This window comes from Vibrio sp. 1069, from assembly GCF_033340555.1.
In genome coordinates this window covers 1-1,150 of record NZ_JAWOWP010000091.1, presented here as the reverse complement: position 1 = coordinate 1,150, position 1,150 = coordinate 1, and the positions used below count along the sequence as shown (strand labels likewise).

Annotated in this window: 1 protein-coding gene and 1 pseudogene; both read left to right on the top strand. The window is 44.8% G+C overall.

All coding sequences use genetic code 11. The features are described 5' to 3' along the window. A pseudogene (locus R7040_RS24625) lies at positions 1 to 574 on the top strand (UDP-N-acetylenolpyruvoylglucosamine reductase); the annotation flags it as partial. Continuing rightward, positions 571 to 1,150: bifunctional biotin--[acetyl-CoA-carboxylase] ligase/biotin operon repressor BirA (birA, locus tag R7040_RS24620; protein ID WP_318075282.1), on the top strand; the 580-nt coding region annotated here is incomplete at its 3' end. The pseudogene R7040_RS24625 and the gene birA, both read left to right, overlap by 4 nt.

The following is a 1,150-nucleotide window of genomic DNA, read 5'->3' as shown; positions in this document are numbered from 1 at the left end:
CTGCGAATTTGGGTACCGAGATTCAGTTTTCAAACATGATCTATATGAAAAATGCTTTGTCACAGCCATTGGCTTGAAGCTGCCGAAGCGATGGACGCCGAAGAATCAATATGGGCCGTTACAAAACATCCCTGAAAACGAATTAAGTCCAAATGCAATATTTGAACGTGTGTGCCAAGTTCGTATGGAGAAACTGCCAGACCCAGCTAAAGTCGGTAACGCAGGGAGTTTCTTTAAAAACCCTGTGATCAGCCAAGATCATTATGATCAACTCATTCGAAAGCATAGCGACATGGTGGCTTACCCTGCAAACGAGGGAATGAAAGTGGCAGCCGGTTGGCTGATTGACCAGTGTGGTTTGAAAGGTATTTCAGTCAACGGTGCTCAGGTGAACCCTTTACAAGCGTTGGTATTAACAAATGTCGACAACTGCAGTGCTGATGACGTGGTTGCACTTGCTTCTCTGGTGAAAAGGGCGGTGTGGGATAAGTACCAAATTGAACTCGAACACGAAGTGCGCTTTATGAATCGTCAAGGTGAAACTAATCTCGCTAAGATTGAGGCGGCTCAATGAGAAAAGAACACTCAGTGAAGCTACATATCCTTAAAACACTCAGCGATGGCGGTTTTCATTCAGGTGAAATGCTTGGACAACAACTGGGCATTTCTAGAGCGGCAATTGCAAAGCACATTAAAGGGTTGAATGATTGGGGAGTGGATATTTATCGTATCCAAGGACGAGGCTATCAACTGGCTCATCCTCTTCAACTACTCGATGAAACTCGTCTGAAAAATGCCATTAGCACTCCGGTAGAACTGATTTCCGTGATCGATTCAACGAATCAATATTTGTTAGAGAAAGTCAGTGAATCCGATAAAGGGCGAGTTTGTATCGCTGAATATCAGGCGCAAGGTCGCGGACGTCGTGGTCGTCAATGGATATCGCCATTTGGCACTAATTTATATTTGTCTATGTACTGGCGTTTAGATGCGGGTATGGCGGCAGCGATGGGACTTAGTTTGGTCGTGGGTATTGCAGCAGTCGAAGCGCTGGAAAGTATCGGTATCCAAGGTGTTAAGCTTAAGTGGCCAAACGACATATACTATCAAGATAAAAAACTAGCCGGTATTTTAGTGGAGATGTCTGGTC